Origin of the sequence: Lactobacillus ultunensis DSM 16047, from assembly GCF_001436305.1 — a bacterium.
Classification (GTDB): Bacteria; Bacillota; Bacilli; order Lactobacillales; family Lactobacillaceae; genus Lactobacillus; species Lactobacillus ultunensis.
Window position 1 is genome coordinate 83,342 of the sequence record NZ_AZFO01000005.1, and the last position, 20,145, is coordinate 103,486.

At 36.9% G+C, this 20,145-nt stretch carries 22 protein-coding genes and 1 tRNA gene; 19 read left to right on the forward strand and 4 right to left on the reverse strand.

Annotation, left to right across the window (positions count from 1 at the left end; translation table 11 throughout):
• Positions 1 to 30 precede the first annotated feature (30 nt).
• Positions 31 to 102 (reverse strand) — tRNA-Arg (locus tag FC57_RS02690).
• A gap of 245 nt (positions 103 to 347) precedes the next feature.
• Here FC57_RS02690 and FC57_RS02695 point away from each other — a divergent pair.
• The 4 genes from FC57_RS02695 to tpiA all read left to right on the forward strand — a co-directional run bounded on the left by FC57_RS02695 (position 348) and on the right by tpiA (position 4,560).
• Positions 348 to 1,379, forward strand: a complete 1,032-nt coding sequence (locus FC57_RS02695; protein WP_007125260.1) for a sugar-binding transcriptional regulator — start codon at positions 348 to 350, stop codon at positions 1,377 to 1,379.
• A 52-nt stretch (positions 1,380 to 1,431) separates the two neighbouring features.
• Complete coding sequence (gene gap, locus FC57_RS02700; RefSeq protein ID WP_007125261.1) at positions 1,432 to 2,448, forward strand: type I glyceraldehyde-3-phosphate dehydrogenase; 1,017 nt, start codon at positions 1,432 to 1,434, stop codon at positions 2,446 to 2,448.
• Between the two features lie 113 nt (positions 2,449 to 2,561).
• Positions 2,562 to 3,773: a phosphoglycerate kinase gene (locus FC57_RS02705; protein ID WP_040529352.1), complete on the forward strand. Its 1,212-nt coding sequence runs from the start codon at positions 2,562 to 2,564 to the stop codon at positions 3,771 to 3,773.
• 28 nt (positions 3,774 to 3,801) lie between these two features.
• Positions 3,802 to 4,560 carry a triose-phosphate isomerase gene (tpiA, locus tag FC57_RS02710; protein WP_007125263.1) on the forward strand — a complete coding sequence of 253 codons (759 nt, stop codon included), beginning with the start codon at positions 3,802 to 3,804 and terminating at the stop codon, positions 4,558 to 4,560.
• A gap of 340 nt (positions 4,561 to 4,900) precedes the next feature.
• On the opposite strand, the gene FC57_RS02715 is transcribed toward tpiA, so the two are convergent.
• Both FC57_RS02715 and FC57_RS02720 read right to left on the reverse strand, forming a co-directional pair.
• Positions 4,901 to 5,422 carry a hypothetical protein gene (locus tag FC57_RS02715; RefSeq protein WP_007125264.1) on the reverse strand — a complete coding sequence of 174 codons (522 nt, stop codon included), beginning with the start codon at positions 5,420 to 5,422 and terminating at the stop codon, positions 4,901 to 4,903.
• An 11-nt stretch (positions 5,423 to 5,433) separates the two neighbouring features.
• Positions 5,434 to 6,309 (reverse strand): Cof-type HAD-IIB family hydrolase, encoded by an 876-nt coding sequence (locus tag FC57_RS02720; protein ID WP_007125265.1) that lies wholly within the window; start codon positions 6,307 to 6,309, stop codon positions 5,434 to 5,436.
• Positions 6,310 to 6,376: 67 nt separating this feature from the next.
• On the opposite strand from FC57_RS02720, the gene FC57_RS02725 reads away from it, so the two are divergent.
• The 3 genes from FC57_RS02725 to tsaE are packed head-to-tail and all read left to right on the forward strand — an operon-like array spanning position 6,377 to position 8,559.
• Entirely contained in the window at positions 6,377 to 7,075 is a 699-nt protein-coding gene (locus tag FC57_RS02725) for a uracil-DNA glycosylase (RefSeq protein ID WP_007125266.1), read from the forward strand.
• Between the two features lie 12 nt (positions 7,076 to 7,087).
• Positions 7,088 to 8,077, forward strand: a complete 990-nt coding sequence (gene pta, locus FC57_RS02730; protein WP_007125267.1) for a phosphate acetyltransferase — start codon at positions 7,088 to 7,090, stop codon at positions 8,075 to 8,077.
• Positions 8,077 to 8,559, forward strand: coding sequence for a tRNA (adenosine(37)-N6)-threonylcarbamoyltransferase complex ATPase subunit type 1 TsaE (gene tsaE, locus FC57_RS02735; RefSeq protein WP_007125268.1), 483 nt, complete (start codon positions 8,077 to 8,079; stop codon positions 8,557 to 8,559). Before pta ends, tsaE begins: the two co-directional genes overlap by 1 nt.
• A 50-nt stretch (positions 8,560 to 8,609) precedes the next feature.
• Here tsaE and FC57_RS02740 read toward each other — a convergent pair whose 3' ends face one another.
• Positions 8,610 to 9,143, reverse strand: a complete 534-nt coding sequence (locus tag FC57_RS02740; protein WP_007125269.1) for a 3'-5' exonuclease — start codon at positions 9,141 to 9,143, stop codon at positions 8,610 to 8,612.
• 102 nt (positions 9,144 to 9,245) lie between these two features.
• Here FC57_RS02740 and murB point away from each other — a divergent pair, with 102 nt between their 5' ends.
• The 12 genes from murB (at position 9,246) to FC57_RS02800 (ending at position 20,132) form a co-directional block, all read left to right on the forward strand.
• Positions 9,246 to 10,142 carry a UDP-N-acetylmuramate dehydrogenase gene (murB, locus tag FC57_RS02745; RefSeq protein WP_007125270.1) on the forward strand — a complete coding sequence of 299 codons (897 nt, stop codon included), beginning with the start codon at positions 9,246 to 9,248 and terminating at the stop codon, positions 10,140 to 10,142.
• A 60-nt stretch (positions 10,143 to 10,202) separates the two neighbouring features.
• Entirely contained in the window at positions 10,203 to 11,300 is a 1,098-nt protein-coding gene (locus FC57_RS02750) for an ABC transporter ATP-binding protein (protein WP_081445803.1), read from the forward strand.
• Positions 11,290 to 12,102, forward strand: coding sequence for an ABC transporter permease (locus FC57_RS02755; RefSeq protein ID WP_040529354.1), 813 nt, complete (start codon positions 11,290 to 11,292; stop codon positions 12,100 to 12,102). Before FC57_RS02750 ends, FC57_RS02755 begins: the two co-directional genes overlap by 11 nt.
• On the forward strand, positions 12,099 to 12,914 hold the full coding sequence (locus tag FC57_RS02760) for an ABC transporter permease (RefSeq protein WP_007125273.1): 816 nt from the start codon (positions 12,099 to 12,101) through the stop codon (positions 12,912 to 12,914). Before FC57_RS02755 ends, FC57_RS02760 begins: the two co-directional genes overlap by 4 nt.
• Entirely contained in the window at positions 12,911 to 13,984 is a 1,074-nt protein-coding gene (locus FC57_RS02765) for an ABC transporter substrate-binding protein (RefSeq protein ID WP_007125274.1), read from the forward strand. The genes FC57_RS02760 and FC57_RS02765 overlap by 4 nt, the downstream gene beginning before the upstream one ends.
• Positions 13,985 to 14,022: 38 nt before the next feature.
• Positions 14,023 to 14,865: a diadenylate cyclase CdaA gene (gene cdaA, locus FC57_RS02770; protein WP_040529355.1), complete on the forward strand. Its 843-nt coding sequence runs from the start codon at positions 14,023 to 14,025 to the stop codon at positions 14,863 to 14,865.
• Positions 14,862 to 15,821 (forward strand): CdaR family protein, encoded by a 960-nt coding sequence (locus tag FC57_RS02775; RefSeq protein WP_007125276.1) that lies wholly within the window; start codon positions 14,862 to 14,864, stop codon positions 15,819 to 15,821. Before cdaA ends, FC57_RS02775 begins: the two co-directional genes overlap by 4 nt.
• 29 nt (positions 15,822 to 15,850) lie before the next feature.
• Positions 15,851 to 17,206 carry a phosphoglucosamine mutase gene (gene glmM, locus FC57_RS02780; protein WP_007125277.1) on the forward strand — a complete coding sequence of 452 codons (1,356 nt, stop codon included), beginning with the start codon at positions 15,851 to 15,853 and terminating at the stop codon, positions 17,204 to 17,206.
• 98 nt (positions 17,207 to 17,304) lie between these two features.
• A complete protein-coding gene (locus FC57_RS02785; protein ID WP_007125278.1) occupies positions 17,305 to 18,120 on the forward strand; it encodes a Cof-type HAD-IIB family hydrolase in 816 nt (271 codons plus the stop codon).
• A gap of 9 nt (positions 18,121 to 18,129) precedes the next feature.
• Complete coding sequence (locus tag FC57_RS02790; protein WP_007125279.1) at positions 18,130 to 18,948, forward strand: Cof-type HAD-IIB family hydrolase; 819 nt, start codon at positions 18,130 to 18,132, stop codon at positions 18,946 to 18,948.
• Positions 18,949 to 19,668, forward strand: coding sequence for a fatty acid desaturase family protein (locus tag FC57_RS02795; RefSeq protein ID WP_007125280.1), 720 nt, complete (start codon positions 18,949 to 18,951; stop codon positions 19,666 to 19,668).
• Positions 19,668 to 20,132 carry an arsenate reductase/protein-tyrosine-phosphatase family protein gene (locus FC57_RS02800; protein ID WP_056990010.1) on the forward strand — a complete coding sequence of 155 codons (465 nt, stop codon included), beginning with the start codon at positions 19,668 to 19,670 and terminating at the stop codon, positions 20,130 to 20,132. The genes FC57_RS02795 and FC57_RS02800 overlap by 1 nt, the downstream gene beginning before the upstream one ends.
• Positions 20,133 to 20,145: the final 13 nt, after the last annotated feature.

Consider the following 20,145-nt stretch of genomic DNA (forward strand, 5'->3'; position numbering starts at 1 on the left):
TTAGTAGCAAAAGGATTTCTTTATTTGATATGGACCCCCTGGGAGTCGAACCCAGATTTTAAGAACCGGAATCTTACGTGCGATCCATTACACTAAGGGTCCAGACGATACCTCAGCTAGTATATCAAAAAAATTGCTTAAATGAAAACATTTTCGCACTTCTTACAATTATTTTAATTTCAGACATCTTTTTCTTGAATTACGAAAAATACATTGTTATACTAACAGTGTCGATTGGGAAATGTATGAATTGAAGAGATTGTACGTTTCTCTTATATTTTTAAGTATTCTGGGACAGTAATCGACACAGTGCTGGTCACTATTTGTCCCAGGGAAAGGAGGGAACGATGGATTCGGACTTTTCTTTGCTCGAAGCGCTCGTTCCCGACGTCTTAAAAATTCTTCGACAAAGATATCTTGTCCTTGAGCAAATTGCAATGCATGCCCCAATTGGACGGCGTAGCGTTGCTCAGCATTTAGGGCTTTCAGAAAGAAATGTTAGAACTGAAACTGAGTATTTAAGTCATTTAGGCTTAGTTGAGACCAAAAGCTTCGGGATGTTTCTAACTGAGAAGGGCGAGAAAACTTTACAAGATGCAGGTCCATTGATTGATCGTCTCTTTAATGCTGGTGAAGCAGAAGTTGCATTAGCTAAAAAGCTAGGAATTGAGAGAACATTGATAGTTCCTGGCAATAGCGATTTGCAGGATCGCGTTTATGAAGAGATGGGTGAAGAATTAAGTTCAGCTTTGAATTTACTCTTGCCTTTAGGTCATTCAGTAGTTACAATTCTAGGTGGAGCGGCTTTAGCAAAATCTGCTAAATATTTATCTCCTGATTTAGGGAATAACCGCCAATTAGAATTTGTTCCGGGTCGAGGTGCCTTGGGCGAAAATGTTGAGACACAAAGCAACACGATCGTCCAAGAAATGGCAGCTAAGACTTCAGGTACTTATAAAACTTTATATTTACCTGAACAAGTTTCTGCTGATGCGTATAAATCATTAATACGTGAATCTTCGATTGCGGATGTTCTGCAAGATATCTCACAAAGTGATGCTGTGATCCATGGAATTGGGTTAGCTCAAGAAATGGCACAGCGGAGGGGCTATAATTCAATGAAACGCTCTGAGCTTCGTGAGAAAAGAGCTGTCACCGAATGTTTCGGGTGTTTCTTCGATGAGAATGGCAAGGTTGTCGACCGTATCACCCAGGTTGGATTACAGTTTGAGAACCTATATAAAATACCCCACATATTTGCTTTTGCTTGTGGTGCTAGAAAAGCTCAAGCAATTAAAGCTTATATGCCCAATGCACCTCATCAAACCTGGCTAATTACTGATGAGGGTGCCTCAAATATGATTTTAAAGGGGAATTAAAATCCCGTTTAAAATAAATGTTGTTTATAGTTCTTAAGGAGGACTTTAGGTTATGACAGTTAAAATTGGTATTAACGGTTTCGGCCGTATTGGTCGTTTAGCATTCCGTCGTATTATGGACCTTGGCGAAAAGTCAAAGGACATCGAAGTTGTTGCTATCAACGACTTGACTACTCCAGCAATGCTTGCTTACTTGCTTAAGTACGACACTACTCATGGTACTTTCAACCACGAAGTTTCATCAACTGATGACTCAATCGTTGTTGACGGTAAGAAGTACCGTGTTTACGCAGAACCACAAGCACAAAACATTCCATGGGTTAAGAACGATGGTGTTGACTTTGTTCTTGAATGTACTGGTTTCTACACTAGCAAGGCTAAGTCACAAGCTCACCTTGACGCAGGTGCTAAGCGTGTATTGATTTCAGCTCCAGCTGGTAACGACTTGAAGACTATCGTTTACTCAGTAAACGAAAACACTTTGACTGCTGACGACAAGATTGTTTCAGCTGCTTCATGTACTACTAACTCACTTGCTCCAATGGCAAACGCTTTGAACAAGGAATTTGGTATTGAAGTTGCTACTATGACTACTATCCACGCATACACTGGTACTCAAATGACTTTGGATGGTCCTGCTCGTAGTGGTAAGGAACAAGACGCTCGTGCTGCTGCTGAAAACATTATTCCTCATACTACTGGTTCAGCTAAGGCTATCGGTTTGGTATTGCCTGACTTGAACGGTAAGATGAACGGTCACGCACAACGTGTTCCAGTTCCAGATGGCTCAGAAACTGAATTGGTATCAATCTTGAAGAAGAAGGTTACTGCTGACGAAGTTAACGAAGCTATGAAGAAGTACGAAAGCCCATCATTTGCTTACAATGGTGACCACATGGTATCAAGCGATGTTATCAACATGACTGCTGGTTCAATCTTTGACCCAACTCAAACTATGGTAACTACTGCAGGTGACAAGCAATTAGTTAAGACTGTTGCTTGGTACGACAACGAATACTCATTCACTTGCCAAATGGTACGTACTTTGTTACACTTTGCTACTCTTTAATCATTAATTTAAAAATTACTGATTTTAGTTAAGTGGTAATTGAGAAGGCGGAGGGAGATTCTTCCTTCCGCCTTTTTTTGAAGGAAAAATATCAAAATAATCGGAGGATTATAATGGCTAAATTAATCGTTGACGATCTTGATGTTAAAGGCAAAAAGGTCTTAATGCGTGTGGACTTTAACGTTCCTATTAAAGATGGTGTTATTGGTGATGACAACCGTATCGTTGCCGCACTTCCAACTATTAAATACATCATTGAACATGGTGGTAAGGCAATTCTTTTAAGTCACTTGGGCCGTGTAAAGTCAGATGCTGACAAGAAAGAATTATCATTAAAGCCAGTTGCTGAACGTTTAAGTGAATTACTTAAGAAGCCTGTAACTTTTGTACCATCAAATGAGGGTAAAGAAGTTGAAGACGCAATCAACAAGATGAACGATGGCGACGTTGTTGTTCTTGAAAACACTAGATTCCAAGACATCGACAACGACTTCGGCAAGCGTGAATCAGGTAACGATCCTAAGCTTGGCGAATACTGGGCAAGTCTTGGTGACATGTACGTAAACGATGCCTTTGGTACTGCTCACAGAAACCACGCTTCAAACGTTGGTATTGCTACTGCTATGAAGAAAGATGGCAAGCCTGTTGCAGCTGGTTTCTTAATGGAAAAGGAAATCAAGTTCTTAGGTAACGCTGTTGAAAACCCAGTTCACCCATTCGTAACTATTCTTGGTGGTGCTAAGGTTTCAGACAAGATCGCTGTAATTAAGAACTTAATTCCTAAGTCAGACCACATTTTAATCGGTGGTGGTATGGCTTACACCTTCTTAGCAGCTCAAGGCCACAAGATTGGTAAATCATTGTTTGAAAAGGACAGAGTTGAACTTGCTAAGGAACTTTTGAAAGAAGCTGACGGCAAGATCGTTCTTCCAGTTGACAACGTAGCTGCAACTGAATTCTCAAACGATGCTTCACGTGAAGTTGTTGGTGACGATATTCCTGACAACATGATGGGTCTTGACATTGGTCCTAAGACTGTTGAAAAGTTCAAGGAAATCTTGAAGGATGCTAAGACTGTTGTTTGGAACGGTCCTATGGGTGCCTTTGAAATGCCTAACTTTGCTAAGGGTACTTACGCAATTGCTGATGCCTTAGCTGACTTAACTGATGCAACTACTATTATCGGTGGTGGTGACTCAACTTCTGCTGTTAAGAAGTCTGGTGTTGCTGACAAGATTACCCACATCTCAACCGGTGGTGGTGCTTCACTTCAATACCTTGAAGGTAAAGAATTACCAGGTATTGCATGTATTTCAGACAAGTAATTTAAGGTAAGGAAAGGATAATAGACTAATGAGTCATACTCCAATTATTGCTGGTAACTGGAAGTTACACATGAATCCAGAACAAACTACTGAATTTGTTAACGCTGTTAAGGATAAGTTACCAGATCCAAGCAAAGTTGAATCACTTATTTGTGCTCCAGCTGTTGACCTTGATGCTTTAAGAAAAGCTGCTAAGGGTTCAAACTTACACATTGGTGCAGAAAACTGTTACTTCGAAGACGAAGGTGCCTACACTGGTGAAACCTCTCCAAAGGTTTTAAAGGAAATGGGCATGGACTACTGTATTATTGGTCACTCAGAACGTCGTGGCTACTTCCACGAAACTGACGAAGACATTAACAAGAAGGCTAAGGCAATCTTTGCTAATGGCTTGAAGCCAATTATTTGCTGTGGTGAATCACTTGAAACTCGTGAAGCTAACAAGCAAGAAAACTGGGTAGTTGCTCAAATTAAGGCTGCTTTAGATGGTCTTACTGCTGAACAAGTATCTTCACTTGTAATTGCTTATGAACCAATTTGGGCTATTGGTACTGGTAAGACTGCTTCATCAGACCAAGCTGAAGAAATGTGCAAGACTATTCGTGAAACTGTTAAGGACTTGTACAATGAAGAAACTGCAGAAAACGTTCGTATCCAATACGGTGGTTCTGTAAAGCCAGCTAACGTCAAAGAATTAATGGCTAAGCCTGACATTGATGGCGGCTTAGTTGGTGGTGCTTCACTTAAGCCTGAATCATACTTAGAATTGGTAAATTACCAAGACTAATTTGATCAATAGAAAATAGCTTCTGCTTTTGCAGAAGCTATTTTTTGCACCTTAAATAAAAATAATAATTTTATGAATTTAGAAGAGTTTACTGGTGCGCACTATTAAGAATTATTAGTTTAAATAATAACATATAGGGGTTGTTTTTTTCTGATAAGAAAGTATAATAGTGAATGGAGGTTGAAATTGAACGGATTTCAGTCTCTAATATTCAGTCTCTGCCTAATAATTCCTTATTACTTAATAAATACAAACTTTATGGCAGAAGATACATCTATATCTATATCACTTTCTAGAGAAGCAGTTATGAAATTTTCATAACTGCTTCTTCTTTTTTGTTTTAATTTGGATTAACCTCGAATTTTCTATTAAGTGGTGGAAAAGTTGGGAGCTTTAATGGCGTTACATGCCATTGAGTGAATAAAACAGAAGTTAACAAGATAAAAGGAACGTCTTCAGGCTTGCTAATATCACAGACTAAAACGACACCATGATCTCCCATAATAGTTTTAACATTAGCTACATTTTTGAAGCCTGACCTAAAAGTATATGTACCATGCTTAATACTCCCAGTGACAATATATCTGAGTTGGGTTAGGTAAAATATATTAGTGCTAGGCGTATTTAATTTTTTTACACCGACTAAAGAGTGATTTACAACGTCAATCGTGAAAGAGGCGATAATACCTGCACCATCGGAGAATAGGCGACCAATTTCATCTTTATTTGTATCTTCTAAATATAAGGTATGATTGGGATTATCAAGATTTCCTTGAATGATGTATTGAACTTTTCCATCTTCTCCTAATACAGGAATTTGACCATAATCTTTTTCTTGATTTAATTCGAGCCAAAACTGCATGATTTTCACCTCTAATCTTGTTTATTTTCTTTAACAAACTGATTAAGAATGTAGGCTACTCCATCTTCATTATTATTTTTAGTAATGACTTGTGCCAGATGCTTAATTGCAGGGATGGCATTGCCCATGGCAACACCAACGCCAGCTTCGCGAATCATGCTCTCATCGTTTAAGTTATCGCCGATAGCAGCAATTTCTTCGCGTTTAATATTTTTTAATTTAGCGTAGTCAAGCAAGGCAATTCCTTTTTGTGCTTGTGCATCGTTGATTTCGATGTTGGAAGAAGAACTTGAAGTGACGACTAAATCTCCCATCTGTGCAATTGCTTTTTTCACATCTGTGAATGCTTCATGTCCGCGCGCATCAAAAGCAATGAACTTCATAATTTCAATTTTGGGATCTTGCAGTAAATCTTCAAACTTAGGCACTTGTTTCATATTTAAAATTGCCTTATTTCCGACTGAAATAGCTACAGCTTGACGAAAATCCAATAAGGGATTTAAGTCGACCATTAGATGAGCCACATTGGCAATTCTTTGATCTAAGTTTTCTGTATAAACTTGATTTTCTGTTAAAATCTCAAAATAAAAATTCTCTCGATGAAGCAATTTGATAATCTCGAGAGCTTTTACATTAGGGATGCTGTGTTTAACCATTAATTTGTTTTGTTCATCAAAAACTAAAGCGCCATTTAAATTGATGAAGCCAGTTTGTAAGTTAGCATCCCTTAAAATAGAACGCGATTCACGGGGGGCACGACCAGTTGCAATTAAAAATTCAATGCCGTTTTCTTGTGCATTTTTCACAGCTTGTGCGTTGGCATTTGAAACAGCCATATTTGAATTAAAAAGTGTGCCGTCTAAATCGCAAGCAACCAATTTAATCATAATTTTCCTCCCAATTACTATTAAATTAATGATACCATAAAGGAGATTAGAAAAGAGGGTGTAAGACTTGGCTAAAGAATTAATTGGTAATGACTGGGATGAGGTATTAGATCCAGTCTTTGCAAGTGAAAAATATCACGAGCTTCATAACTTTTTGAAAAAAGAGTATTCAACTAAACGAATCTATCCAGATATGTATCATATCTTTACAGCTTTTAAATTAACGCCTTTTTCTAAAACTAAGGTAGTGATTTTAGGTCAAGATCCATATCACAACCCAGGACAAGCAAATGGCATGAGTTTTTCCGTCATGCCAGGTACACAGCTTCCACCATCACTTAAGAATATTTACAAAGAACTTTATGATGATGTTGGTGCTCGACCAGTCAACCATGGGTATTTGAAAAAATGGGCTGATCAAGGTGTATTGCTCTTGAATGCGGTATTAACTGTGCCATATGGTCATGCTAATGGTCACCAAGGAAAAGGATGGGAAGAAGTCACGGATACGGCAATTAAAGCGTTGAGTGAACGTGGCAAGGTAGTTTTCATTCTTTGGGGTCGCTTTGCTCAAAATAAAATCCCATTAATTGATCAAAGCAAGAACTTTATTATAAAATCATCTCATCCAAGTCCATTTTCAGCTGACCGAGGATTCTTTGGATCAAGACCGTTTTCTCGTTGTAATACAGCATTAATTAACTTTGGTGAAACGCCGATAGATTGGCAATTGCCAGAAACCGTAAGCAAATCAGATTTAGCATAAGAGGTATTGTGCATGAGTGTATTTTCATTATTTAAAAAACAAGTAGAAGAAGCTAGTGAAAAGAAGAGAATCGTTTTTCCAGAAAGTGACGATTTAAGAGTTTTAACTGCCGTTTCTAATTTAAATAAAGATGGTATTATTGAACCCATATTAATTGGTAACAAAGATGAAGTGCAAAAGTTAGCTGCAGATCATAATTTAGATATTGATGGCGTTAAAATTTACGATCAAAATAATTATGATGATCTTGATGAAATGGCAGATGCTTTTGTTAAGGCTAGAAGAAAGGATACTAGTATTGCTGAGGCTAAGGCAAAATTAGCTCAAGGCAATTACTTTGGCACGATGTTGGTTCAAATGGGTAAAGCTGACGGTATGGTTTCCGGTGCTGCTCATTCGACTGCTAACACGGTATTGCCAGCTTTGCAATTGATTCATGCTGCTAAAGGGATGCATAGGGTCTCAGGTGCCTTTGTAATGGAAAAGGGCAATGAGAGATATATCTTTGCCGACTGCGCTATTAACATCAATCCTGATGAAGAAACTTTAGCTGAAATTGGATATCAATCAGCACAAACTGCCAAGATGGCTGAAATTGATCCTAAGGTTGCCTTTTTAAGCTTTTCAACTAACGGTTCTGCTACTGGTCCAATGGTTGATAAAGTTCATGATGCTGCCGCCATGTTCCAAAAGAATCATCCAGAAATTCCAGCTGATGGTGAATTACAATTTGATGCCGCATTTGTACCTGCTGTTGGTAAAAAGAAGGCTCCAGACTCCAAAGTTGCTGGCCATGCCAATGTATTTATCTTCCCAGAATTACAATCAGGCAATATCGCTTATAAGATGGTTCAACGTCTTGGTGGCTTTACTGCGGTTGGTCCGATTTTGCAAGGACTTGCAGCTCCAGTAAATGATTTGTCACGTGGCTGCAGTGAACAAGACATTTATGATTTAGCAATTGTTACTGCTGCTCAATCTTTAGCAAAGGATAATAAATAATGACCAAACTTGATATTAATTCTGCCGCAAATATGCAAAAATTAGGAGCATGTTTGGCTAAAACGGCTAAACCACATGATCTTCTTTTGCTTAATGGTGATTTAGGGGCAGGCAAGACTACAATGACTCAAGGCTTAGGACGTGAATTAGGCGTTCGCCGTCCAGTTAAGAGTCCTACTTTTACTATTGTGCGTGAGTATCGAGAAGCTAAATTGCCACTTTTTCATATGGATTTCTATCGTTTGGAAGATGATGATTTATCCTCTATTGATTTGGAAGGCTATTTGGATGAGCCAGGATTAGTAGTTATTGAGTGGCCTCAATTAGTAATGAGCGACCTCCCTAAAGAATACTTGCAATTGACAATTACTAGAGTTGATGATAGTTGGGATTCAACTAAGCGAGTTGTTGAATTTAATGCTCAAGGTAAACGTAATGAGCAATGGGTTAAAGATACCTTGGCAGAATACAATAAAGAATAAAGTAAAAGATCTAGAGAATGTATTATGAACATTCTCTAGATCTTTTTGTGTTAAATTTGATAAACCAAGTTCTTAATGGCTTCATCACCAAATTGTTTTTCTTGATTAATTAAAATACCAGCACAAGCTTCACTATCACTTAAGGCGTTATGGTGGTGCCAGAGTTCAACGTCTAATGTACTTGAGACAGTATCTAATTTATGGTTAGGCAATTCCGGTTCAAATAATTTGCTAGTAGCCAATGTGTCAATAACTAAGTAATGCGGTTCTTCAATATTGTAACGTGCCAAACTTTGGCGCATGACGTTGGTATCAAATCGAGCATTATGAGCGGCTACCAACATTCCTGGCTGGTACAAACCTTTAATCTTTGGCCATACTTCAGCCATTGTTGGTGCATTTTTAACATCTTCTGCGGTAATCTGGTGTACCTGGATATTTCTAGCATCAAATAGCATTTGTGGATTGATAACGGTATAGAAACGATCAACAATCTCATTATTTCTTACCATTACCAATGCAAGTGAACATGCACTTTCAGGATAATGATTGGCGGTTTCGAAGTCCATTGCAATAAAGTTCATATAATTCTCCTTTGAAAATAAAGTATATCACAGCACGATTACTAGTGAAGCCTAGACCTTTATGCGGTAAAATAAAACAAGAAACTATAAGGAGGCAAAATTTTGGAATTACTTGATCTGAAGAAACAAGGAATTGACATTAAAGAGCAAATTCCATTAAGTAGATATACTTTTACTAAAACAGGTGGGGCAGCTGAATATTTAGCCTTTCCTAAAAATACTGAAGAAGTAGAAAAATTAGTAAAAGCTACTCGTGAAAACAATATTCCATTAACAATTATTGGCAATGCCTCGAACTTAATCATTCGCGATGGCGGAATTGATGGTTTAGTAATTATTCTAACTGATTTGAAGAATATTAAAGTAAGTGGCAATGAAGTAACGGCTGATGCAGGAGCTAGAATTATTGATACTGCTTTTGCGGCAGCACATGCTGGCTTAAGTGGCATGGAATTTGCAGCTGGTATTCCTGGCAGTATTGGTGGCGGTGTCTTTATGAATGCTGGTGCCTACGGTGGCGAAATGCAAGAAGTTGTTGCTAGCGTAAATGTTTTAACTAGAGATGGTCAACGCAAGACTTATTCCAATAAAGAAATGAAGTTCTCATATCGTCATTCATTAGTTCAAGATAATGGTGATATTGTTTTGAGTGCTACTTTTAAATTGCAACCTGGTGATAAATTAGAGATTCTGGATCATATGCACTATTTAAATGCATTGCGTCGCTACAAGCAACCGCTTGAATATCCTTCATGTGGTAGTGTATTCAAACGTCCTACAGGTCATTTTGTTGGTCCAATGATTATTAAGGCAGGATTGCAAGGTAAACAAATTGGTGGTGCACAAGATTCAACTAAACATGCTGGCTTCATTGTCAATAAAGGTGGAGCAACAGCTACAGATTATTTAAATCTAATCCATCTTATTCAAAAGGTAATTAAAGAAAAATTCGATATAGACTTACATACCGAAGTTAGAATTATTGGTAAAGAAAAATAAATAGACGAGAGAACAAGCTACAGGCTGCAAAGCTTGTAGCTATTTTTTATGGGGATGGACATGGATATTATTCAGTTAAAGCATATTACAAAGCAATACGATGATGGCTTTGTTGCATTAAAAGATATTAACCTGAAAATTGAATCTGGAAAATTTTATTCATTATTGGGACCTAGTGGTTCTGGCAAGTCAACTATTTTACGAATTATTGCTGGCTTTAGTCAACCCAGTGAGGGACAGGTCTTTTTTGATGGTAAAGATATTACTAATCTAGATGCTTCCAAGCGACATATTAATACGGTTTTTCAAAATTATGCGCTTTTTCCGCACCTTAATGTTTTTGAAAACGTAGCTTTTGGTTTAAAAATTAAGAAAAAGCCGCTAAATGAGATTAAGCCGGCTGTAAAAGAAGCTTTACACATGGTACGTCTTGATGGCTATGCTAATCGAGAGATTTCAGAATTAAGTGGTGGACAGCAGCAGCGAGTCGCTATTGCCCGGGCAATTGTTAATGAGCCTAAAGTTCTGCTTTTAGATGAATCTCTTTCAGCTTTAGATAAAAGATTACGTAAAGATATGCAATTTGAATTAAGGGCAATTCAAAAGAAATTAGGCATTACCTTTATTTTTGTTACGCATGATCAAGAAGAAGCTTTGTCAATGAGTGATGAAATCTTTGTCTTGAATGATGGTCAAATTCAGCAAAGTGGCAGTCCCGTTGCTATCTATGATGAACCGGTTAATGATTTTGTTGCTCGTTTTATTGGTGATTCTAACATTTTGTCAGGATGGATGATTAAAGACTATGAAGTAGAATTTGCTAATAATAAATTCAAGTGTGCAGATGGTGGGATTAAACCCAATGAAAAAGTAGAAGTAGTAATTCGACCAGAAGACTTGGATATTGTTGATCCAGAGAAAGGTAAAATTGTGGTCACAGCACAAACGCAATTATTCTTGGGTGATCACTTTGAAATTAAGGCAATTGATGCCAACGAAAATGAATGGTTAATCCATGCTACCAATGGAGTTAAGCTGGGTCAACGAATTGGGCTCTTTTTTGATCCAGAAGATATTCACGTAATGCGACTTAATGAGAGCCAAAAGGACTTTGATGCCCGCATAGAGAAATATGAGGTGGATGAAAATGAAGACTAAAAAAGCTTTCTTTTTAATACCTTACTTGATGTGGATCATCTTATTCGTCATTTTACCCATTTTGCTGATCCTTTGGTATTCATTCACTAATAGCAACAATGGTTTTACATTGAATAATTACGCGCTCTTTTTTAAAAATGGCACTTTCCTTAAGATGATGCTCAATTCCTTCTGGTATGCTTTCTTAATTACTTTTATTACGCTAGCTATTTCTTATCCAGCAGCATATTTCTTAACCAAGATGAAAAACCAGCAATTATGGTTGCTACTGATTATTTTGCCGACCTGGATTAATCTTTTATTGAAAGCCTATGCTTTTATTGGAATTTTAGGTAATAACGGTCTAGTGAATAAGTTTTTGCATTTGTTTGGCATCGGACCAGTAAATATTTTGTTCACTGATTTTGCCTTTATTTTTGTAGCTACTTATATCGAGATTCCTTTTATGATTTTGCCAATTTATAATGCAATTAAAGAAATAAATCCTGCCGTAATTCAGGCTTCAGAAGATTTAGGAGCCAATAGGTGGCAAACTTTTCGTTATGTGTTGTGGCCTTTGTCACGACCTGGTGTAGAAAGCGGCGTGCAGGCAATTTTTATTCCTTCATTGTCTTTGTTCATGTTAACGAGATTGATCGGTGGTAACAAAGTGATTACTTTGGGAACCGCAATTGAAGAATATTTTATGACTACAATGAACTGGAATATGGGTGCAACCATTGGAGTTGTTTTGATTGTGTTGATGATCATTGTAATGCTCATTACTAGTAAGAAAGTTAGAAGAAAGAAGGTTGACCTATGAAAAATAAGCATTTAATTGGGCGAATCTATCTTTCCTTAACTCTAGTTTTACTGTATGTTCCTATTTTCTATTTGATTTATTTTTCTTTTTCCAGTGGGAAAAATATGAATAAATTTGAGCATTTTACTTTTGCACATTATCAAACACTTTTTCAAGATAATCGACTGTTAGCAATATTTTTAGAAACGATTTTATTAGCTTTGCTTTCTAGTTTAATTGCCACCATTATTGGTACCTTTGGTGCAATTGCCATTAGCAATATGAAAAAAGAGTCACATAAGAAAACTACTCTAGCCTTGAATAATGTTTTAATGGTTTCACCGGACGTTATCATTGGGGCCAGTTTCTTAATCTTTTTCACTGCTTTAGGAATTGGTTTAAACTTTGGCTCTGTTTTGCTTAGTCATATTGCATTTTCTATTCCAATTGTAGTGTTGATGGTTTTGCCCCGGCTAAATGAAATGGATATGTCTCTGATTGATGCAGCTCGCGACCTTGGAGCAAATTCATGGCAAGTGTTTAGCAATGTCTTGATTCCAACAATTATGCCCGGAATTTTTTCAGGGATGTTCATGGCTTTAACTTATTCTTTAGATGATTTTGCGGTTACATTTTTCGTCACCGGTAATGGTTTTTCAACTTTATCAGTTGAAATTTACTCAAGAGCACGACAGGGAATCGACTTGGAAGTCAATGCTTTGAGCACAGTAATGTTTTTATTTGTTTTGCTTTTAGTTGGTATTTATTATGTTATTACTTCCAAGAAGAGCAGACGTAAAAATCATCGAGTATTAGGGGGATTGGTTAAATGAAAAAGATCTTTATTGCAATTGTTTCAATTCTCCTAGTTTGTGCAGGACTTGGATTAGCAGCGCATCATTTAGAAAAGCCAGCTGCTCAAGGCAACAAACAAAGTCTGATTATTTATAACTGGGGTGATTACTTAGATCCCAAATTGATTAAAAAATTTGAAAAACAAACTGGTTATCATGTAGTTTATGAAACCTTTGATTCAAATGAAGCGATGTACACCAAAATCAAGCAAGGTGGAACTGCTTATGATTTAACTATTCCATCTGAATATATGGTAACCAAGATGCGGAAGGCTCATTTGCTTGATCGTTTAGATAAAAAACAGATTCCTAATATGAAGTATATTGGGAAAAGTTTCTTGTATAAGTCATTTGATGTAGAAAATAACTATTCCATACCTTATTTTTGGGGAACATTGGGGATAGTTTATAACGATAAATTCGTGAAGAGAGGTTCACTAAAAACCTGGAATGATCTTTGGTCTAAGAAATATCGTCATCAAATCCTTTTAGTTGATTCGGCAAGGGATGCAATGGGGATGGCTTTAGTCTCTTTAGGTTATTCAATGAATACAACTAGCAGCATGAAACTGCATCTGGCGCAGACTAAGTTAGATGGCCTCGGTCCCAATATTAAAGCCATAATTTCCGATGAAATGAAGATGTATATGGTCCAAAATGAGGCTGCAATTGGCATAACTTGGTCTGGTGAAGCACATGAAATGATGGAAAATAATAGTCATTTGCATTATCTTGTGCCTGAGCAAGGTTCAAATTTGTGGTTTGATAACTTTGTCGTTCCTAAAACAGCTAAAAATAAAAAAGCTGCTTTCAAGTTTATTAACTTCATGTTGGAACCCAAAAATGCAGCTCAGAATGCACAATACGTTGGTTATGCTACACCGGATGAAGCTGCCAAGAAATTATTGCCAAAACGAGTTAGGGAAGATAAACAATTTTATCCTGATGAAAAAACTTTACGTCACCTGCAAGTTTTTAAAGATCTAGGTCCTAAGAAGACGCAGGAATACAATGATTTGTTTTTGGAATTTAAAATGTATGCACGATAGAACTGGTCAGTTATAATTAAAAGGGAAAGGAGCCACAAATGCATTTTGATTATTCTAATTTATTTACTTGGAACAACTTCTCAATCGCTTTAGATGTACTGATTATCTGGTATCTGGTCTATCGTTTGATCATGTTGATTCGTGGTACCAAGGCTGTGCAATTGGCAAAAGGGATTGTCTTTATCTTTATTGTCAGAATTGTTGCAGGTCTATTGCAGTTGCATGCGGTAACTTATATTGTTGATCAAATCGTTTCTTGGGCAGTAATTGGAATTATTGTTATTTTCCAACCGGAAATTCGGCGTGGACTTGAACGTTTGGGTCGTACGCCAATTTTTAATGGACGAGGTGAAAGTGCTCACGATAAGTCCGTTAAGATGGTAAAGGAACTTGATAAAGCCATCCAATATATGTCTAAGCGTCGTATTGGTGCTTTAATTACTATTCAACAGGATACAGGATTGGACGATTATATTGAAACTGGGATTAAACTTGATGCTGATATTACAGGCGAATTGTTAATCAACATCTTTATCCCTAACACGCCATTGCACGATGGAGCGGTAATTATCAATAATAATCGAATTGCCGTAGCGGCGGCATATTTACCACTATCTGATAATACTATGATTCCTAAGCGATTAGGGACGAGGCACCGAGCAGCTGTAGGTATTTCTGAAGTCACAGATGCTGTAACCATTGTTGTTTCCGAGGAAACTGGTGGCGTGACGATCACCAAGAACGGTCGTTTCTTACTTGATTTATCTCGAAACGAGTACATGAAATACCTTAATGCACAGTTAGTACCAAAGGAAGAGAAAAAGATTCCTTGGATTCGCCGTGTAATGAATAAGGTTTGGAAATGGGGTGCAGACCGATGAAAGACTTATGGAGTAAACATTGGTTCCTCCGAATCATTTCACTGTTATGTGCAATCTTATTAGTGGTTTATATTGATTCCACACAAACTGGTTTTGTTACTCAAGGAGAACCTAAGAAAACTCGTCAAACTGCTAGTGAAACACAAACAATTAGTGTGCCGCTACAGGTGTCGGTCAATACAGATAAATATTATGTAGTTGGTTATCCAGAAAAAGTAAAGATTACTCTAGAAGGTTCAAATGCTTTGGTTACTTCGACGGTTAATACTCAAAGCTTCAGAGCATACATTGATTTGACTCATAAAAAGACAGGCAAACAAACTGTCAAAGTACAAGTTACTGGACTAAACAAGCAGTTGTCATATACGATTAGTCCCGCCACGGTTAATGTTGATATTGAACGAAGAAAATCCCGTACCATACCAGTACAAATAGAGTATAATAAAAATGCTGTGGCCAACGGATATAATATTGGTACAGCCAGTGTCGATCCACAAGAAGTTGAAGTAACTGGCGCAAGAGGCGAAGTTGATCAAATTGATCAAATTGTTGCTAAACTTACTTTGCCTAATGGCATGAATCGAACTTATGAACGACAAGTAATGCTGGTAGCCGAGGATAAGAAAGGCCGACAACTGAATGTGGTAATCAATCCGGCAACAGTCAGGGCAAGACTTCCTGTATCCCTTTCTCATAAAACTGTGAAACTGAATTTAAAACCAAAAAACGAAAAAAGTGATAAAGTCTATTCAGTAACGGCTAAGAATAGTCAAATAACCTTGTATGGTAAGAAGGAAACGTTAGCCAAGATCAAGCAGTTGAATGTCGATATTGACTTGAAAGGAATAGATAGTTCAACAGTTAGAAACTATCCTTTGGTTTTGCCTAAGGATGTTGTGAGAGCTGACCCTTCAGGAGTACAAATATCAATTAAAGTGAAGAGTGCAAGCAATTAGTTTAGATAACAAGAAAGGTTGTTTATTAGATGTTAAAATATTTTGGAACTGATGGTGTTCGTGGCGTAGCTAACCAAGGCTTAACTCCAGAAATGGCTTTTAAATTAGGTCGTGATGGTGGTTATGTTTTAACCAAGAATAAGAAGGATGGCGAACAAGCTAAGGTTTTAGTTTCTCGTGATACTCGTATCTCAGGTCAAATGCTTGAATATGCACTTATTTCAGGTCTTCTTTCAGTTGGTATTGAAGTTCTTGAAGTTGGTGTAATTACCACTCCAGGTCTTTCATACTTGGTACGCGCACAAGGTGCAGATGCTGGTGTACAAATTTCTGCTTCTCACAACCCAGTAGAAGATAACGGTATTAAGTTCTTTGGTAGCAATGGTTTGAAGCTTTCTGATGAAATGGAAGGCGAAATTGAAAAGTTAATTGATGCTAAAGAAGATAAGTTGCCTCGTCCATCTGCAAAAGGCTTAGGTACTGTAACTGACTTCCACGAAGGTAGTGCTAAGTACTTACAATTTATTGAAAATACTATTCCTGAAGATTTAGGTGGCATCAAGGTTGTTATTGATGGTGCTAATGGTGCTTCAAGTGCTCTTATTTCAAGATTATTTGCTGATTGTGGCGTTGACTTTACTACTATTTACACTCATCCAGATGGTTTAAACATTAACGATCACTGTGGTGCTACTCATACTGAAAACTTACAAAAGGAAGTTGTAAAGCAAGGTGCTCAACTTGGTTTAGCTTTCGATGGTGATGCTGATCGTTGTATTGCTGTTGATGAAAATGGTAATGAAGTTGATGGTGACCACATTATGTACGTTATTGGTTCATACTTAGCTGAACATGGACGTCTTAAGAAGGATACTATCGTTACTACTGTCATGAGTAACCTTGGCTTTACTAAGGCTCTTGAAAAAGAAGGCCTTAAGAATGTTCGTACTCAAGTTGGTGACCGTTACGTTTCAGAAGAAATGCGTGCTCACGGTTACAACCTTGGTGGTGAACAATCAGGTCACGTTATTATGAGTGACTACCACAATACTGGTGATGGTATGCTTACTGGTCTTCACTTGATGTTGGTTATGAAGAAGACTGGAAAATCACTTAGCAAACTTTTGAAAGACTTCAAGGATTACCCACAATGCTTGGTTAACGTTCCAGTTAAGGATAAGAAGACTTGGAAAGAACATCAACCAATCCTTGATGTAATTGCAGAAGTTGAAAAAGATATGGACGGCAATGGTCGTGTACTTGTTCGTCCTTCAGGTACTCAAGCACTTCTTAGAGTTATGGCAGAAGGTCCAACTCAAGAAGAAACTGACGCATACGTAGACCGTATCGTTAAAGTCGTTGAAAAAGAAATGGGTACTAATTAAAATAGAATTGATCATAAGCAAAAAAGTCGTGAGTTCGCTCACGGCTTTTTGTATAATAAAAACTAGATGTAATTTTTAGATCGGAGGGGATGCATATAATGGCTATCAAGTTAATTGCAGTGGATTTAGATGGTACCTTGCTATCAAGTAATAATACGATTTTATCTGAAACACAAAGGACTTTGCGAATTGCTTCAGAAAAAAGAATCAAAGTCGTTCTAGCAACTGGTAGACCATTGTCTGGTGTTTTATCTTATGCACAACAGTTAGGTCTTGAGGGTGATAAACAATATGCAATTGTTTTTAATGGTGCAGTAGTTCAGACAATTAGTGGTCGCGTGTTGATGAGTCAAGAACTTAATTATCAAGACTTTAATAATATGTTGCGCTTTCAACATTTAAGTCATGTAAATGTTCATTTTGAAACAACGAAGTATTTCTTAACTTGTGACCATGACCTATCTATTCAAATGCAAATTAATGCTGCTTTGACCAATAATATTATGAAAGTAAGAGAACGCCGAGATATTCCGAAAAATTTTACTTTTAATAAAGTTGGCTTTACTTCAATTGCAGGGAGCGATCAAATAGAAAAATTATGGAATAGTTTGCCTTCATGGGCATTTGATAGTTATGATATCGTGCGTAGCTGGGATAGTATTATTGAAATCAATGCGTTAGGCGCTTCTAAAGGCAATGCTTTAATGGATTTAGCCTCTCGTCTAAAAATTGCTCAAAAGGATGTCATGGTCTTTGGCGATCAAGGCAATGATATTTCAATGTTCTCTAATCCAGAGTTTATGAAAGTCGCAATGGGGAATGCAATTGGCGATATCAAAGATAAGGCTGATTACGTTACTGATGATAATGATCATAATGGCATCGCCAAGGCGCTTAAAAAGTTTGTTTTATAAGGATAAAGAATGATTAAACTAATTGCAGTAGATATGGATGGTACTTTGCTTCAATCCAACAATCAAATTGGAGAAGAAACCAAAGCAGTTTTAAAAAAGGCTGATCTTGCAGGAATTAAAATTGTGCCTGCTTCAGGCCGACCTTTACCTGGAGTAATTCCTTATATGAAAGAATTGGGTATTACTGGGGATAATAATTATGCGGTTTTGTATAACGGAGGATTAGTTCAGTCGTTTTCAGGTAATGTTTTAATTAGTCATCAATTTAATTATGATGAATTTAAGAAGTTCATCCAATTGCAGAAGCAAAATCCTGGCGTTAACCTTCATTTTATGAAGGAACATGATTACTGGACTTTGGATCGAAAGATTTTTGTAAAGATGGCGAAAATGGCATCAGTAAGTGGAACGCCTTTAATAATTAAGGATTTTGATGAGGTGCCATCAGATTTTAAATTTATTAAGGCTGAATATACTGGTCCTAAAGAAAAATTGGATCATTTAGGTAAAAATTTCCCAGTATGGCTGAATAACTACAATGTTGCTCGTAGTGATCCGATGATTTGGGAGATTAATAAAGCAGAAGCATCGAAAGAAAAGGGAGTTCATCAATTAGCTCAAAAGTTGGGTATTAAAGATGAAGAAGTCATGATTTTTGGTGATCAAGGCAATGATATGTCGATGTTTAACAACCCTGCTTTTTATAAAATAGCAATGGGCAATGCGATTGATGCTATTAAGAATAAAGCTGACTTTGTTACTAAGACTAACGATGAAGCAGGTATTGCCTATGCGATTAAGAAATTGGTGCTAGAAAAGAGCATGTAAATGAAAAACGTTAAAACAATTATTTTACGTTTGATAATAGTCATCTGTACTGCAATTTCCTTCTTTTTGCTTTTGACTAGCGTTATTAGCTTAAAGATTAACGATACGCAGGCAATGGGAAAAGAAGTCATTGAACGTGTAGTTCAAGATAGTGATAATCCTAATTTAAAAATTGGTGTTAAGTTTTTACAAGCATCTGGATTAGAACAGACTTTGCTAGAGCAGTTGCCTAAAAAATATCAGGTTAACATGTCGTATGCGGATCTATACAAGTTATGTGAAAAGTATAATGAAGAAGGTAAATTAACTCCTAAGGATTTGAATTTGTCTAGCAAGACTAAGTTAGAAGAAATTATCAACGAGTACTTGATGAAGCAAATTAATCATAATTTGAAAGAGAGATCGGCAAAAGTTTATCATGCAATTTCGATTTATAAATATTCGATTTTTGCGGTTGGATTGCTCTTTTTCCTTGCTGCTATTTTAATTCTCTTTGGTCGTGCTTGGGCTTGGCTACCGTTAGCTATTGCAACAATTGGATCATTTGTAGCTTTGTGGCTGGTAGCTAGTGAAACGACAATTACATTGCAAAATCAAGTTTATAGTGGCATTATTGTTACGTTATCACAAGGAGTATGGTGGGGTCTTGTAGCTGGTTTAATTACAGCTATTGTTTGGCCAATTTTACTAAAATCAACAAAAGAAGTGGAAGTTAAATAATGAAAAAAATTCTTTTTGTATGTCAGGAAAATTTGAGTTGTTTACCAATGGCAAAAGCAATTATGAAATATTTATTGGAGCAAAATGGATTGGCTGATCAATATATTGCTGAATCTAAAGTAACTGTTCAATATGCACTGGGTAGAGGAATTGATCTACAAGCCCAACGAGAGCTTGAAAAGCAAAAAATACCATATGATTGTGGTCATCACGTTAGTCAACTGACAGCTCAAGATTATCAACAATATGAGTATTTAATTTGTATGGATGAAGAAAATTTTGTAAATATGAACCGAATTACTGGAGGAGATCCTGAAAGAAAAGAATATAAACTTTTGGAATTTGCAGGTTCATACTCTGATATAGATGATCCTTGGTATACAAAAGATTTTGATACTGCGTATAAAGAAATTTATCAGGGATGCGAAGGATTAGTTAAAAAATTAGCGCAAAAAACATTCTAAGCTAAATAGTGAA

What these genes read in the sequence shown, in the direction of transcription:
- FC57_RS02715 (WP_007125264.1), bottom strand. Translation starts at nt 5,422, where the DNA reads ATGCAGTTTTGGCTCGAATTAAATCAAGAAAAAGATTATGGTCAAATT.
- FC57_RS02800 (WP_056990010.1), top strand. Translation starts at nt 19,668, where the DNA reads ATGAAAAAAATTCTTTTTGTATGTCAGGAAAATTTGAGTTGTTTACCA.
- FC57_RS02790 (WP_007125279.1), top strand. Translation starts at nt 18,130, where the DNA reads ATGATTAAACTAATTGCAGTAGATATGGATGGTACTTTGCTTCAATCC.
- glmM (WP_007125277.1), top strand. Translation starts at nt 15,851, where the DNA reads ATGTTAAAATATTTTGGAACTGATGGTGTTCGTGGCGTAGCTAACCAA.
- FC57_RS02785 (WP_007125278.1), top strand. Translation starts at nt 17,305, where the DNA reads ATGGCTATCAAGTTAATTGCAGTGGATTTAGATGGTACCTTGCTATCA.
- tsaE (WP_007125268.1), top strand. Translation starts at nt 8,077, where the DNA reads ATGACCAAACTTGATATTAATTCTGCCGCAAATATGCAAAAATTAGGA.
- FC57_RS02765 (WP_007125274.1), top strand. Translation starts at nt 12,911, where the DNA reads ATGAAAAAGATCTTTATTGCAATTGTTTCAATTCTCCTAGTTTGTGCA.
- FC57_RS02755 (WP_040529354.1), top strand. Translation starts at nt 11,290, where the DNA reads ATGAAGACTAAAAAAGCTTTCTTTTTAATACCTTACTTGATGTGGATC.
- FC57_RS02720 (WP_007125265.1), bottom strand. Translation starts at nt 6,309, where the DNA reads ATGATTAAATTGGTTGCTTGCGATTTAGACGGCACACTTTTTAATTCA.
- FC57_RS02695 (WP_007125260.1), top strand. Translation starts at nt 348, where the DNA reads ATGGATTCGGACTTTTCTTTGCTCGAAGCGCTCGTTCCCGACGTCTTA.
- FC57_RS02750 (WP_081445803.1), top strand. Translation starts at nt 10,203, where the DNA reads ATGGATATTATTCAGTTAAAGCATATTACAAAGCAATACGATGATGGC.
- FC57_RS02795 (WP_007125280.1), top strand. Translation starts at nt 18,949, where the DNA reads ATGAAAAACGTTAAAACAATTATTTTACGTTTGATAATAGTCATCTGT.
- cdaA (WP_040529355.1), top strand. Translation starts at nt 14,023, where the DNA reads ATGCATTTTGATTATTCTAATTTATTTACTTGGAACAACTTCTCAATC.
- FC57_RS02740 (WP_007125269.1), bottom strand. Translation starts at nt 9,143, where the DNA reads ATGAACTTTATTGCAATGGACTTCGAAACCGCCAATCATTATCCTGAA.
- pta (WP_007125267.1), top strand. Translation starts at nt 7,088, where the DNA reads ATGAGTGTATTTTCATTATTTAAAAAACAAGTAGAAGAAGCTAGTGAA.
- FC57_RS02775 (WP_007125276.1), top strand. Translation starts at nt 14,862, where the DNA reads ATGAAAGACTTATGGAGTAAACATTGGTTCCTCCGAATCATTTCACTG.
- gap (WP_007125261.1), top strand. Translation starts at nt 1,432, where the DNA reads ATGACAGTTAAAATTGGTATTAACGGTTTCGGCCGTATTGGTCGTTTA.
- FC57_RS02760 (WP_007125273.1), top strand. Translation starts at nt 12,099, where the DNA reads ATGAAAAATAAGCATTTAATTGGGCGAATCTATCTTTCCTTAACTCTA.
- tpiA (WP_007125263.1), top strand. Translation starts at nt 3,802, where the DNA reads ATGAGTCATACTCCAATTATTGCTGGTAACTGGAAGTTACACATGAAT.
- FC57_RS02705 (WP_040529352.1), top strand. Translation starts at nt 2,562, where the DNA reads ATGGCTAAATTAATCGTTGACGATCTTGATGTTAAAGGCAAAAAGGTC.